This window comes from Jeotgalibacillus sp. ET6 (assembly GCF_029667115.1).
In the GTDB taxonomy this organism is placed as follows: Bacteria; Bacillota; Bacilli; order Bacillales; family Jeotgalibacillaceae; genus Jeotgalibacillus.
Map to the genome: position 1 here is coordinate 1 of NZ_JARUIU010000045.1, position 291 is coordinate 291.

At 39.5% G+C, this 291-nt stretch carries 1 protein-coding gene; it reads left to right on the top strand.

The genetic code is table 11. The features are described from left to right. Nucleotides 1-210 (top strand): hypothetical protein (locus tag P6709_RS19815; RefSeq protein ID WP_278242625.1); only part of this gene is annotated, 210 nt, incomplete at its 5' end. Nucleotides 211-291: the final 81 nt, after the last annotated feature.

A 291-nucleotide genomic window follows, 5' to 3' on the forward strand; every position in this document is an offset into this window, starting at 1 on the left:
GAAGAAACCGTATCTTTATTTAAATTAATAAAAGAAACTGATTTGAACCTTCTTGGATTCGACAGCAATCTTCCCGCCGGTTTCCGGATCTTTTTTACCCTCATATTTGTGATTGCGAGAGCGGCGGGAAAATGCAATTTCTCTTTGTCGAATTCAGAAGGTCAAGACCAAATCGCTGAAGAAACGAATGAGCTGCTCCTCAGATGCTGAATCAGCAGTATATTCTTATTGTTAAACCGATTGTTCCTGAAGCTTTTCAAGTTCAGTCTCCAATTTAGATGCGGTTTCTTC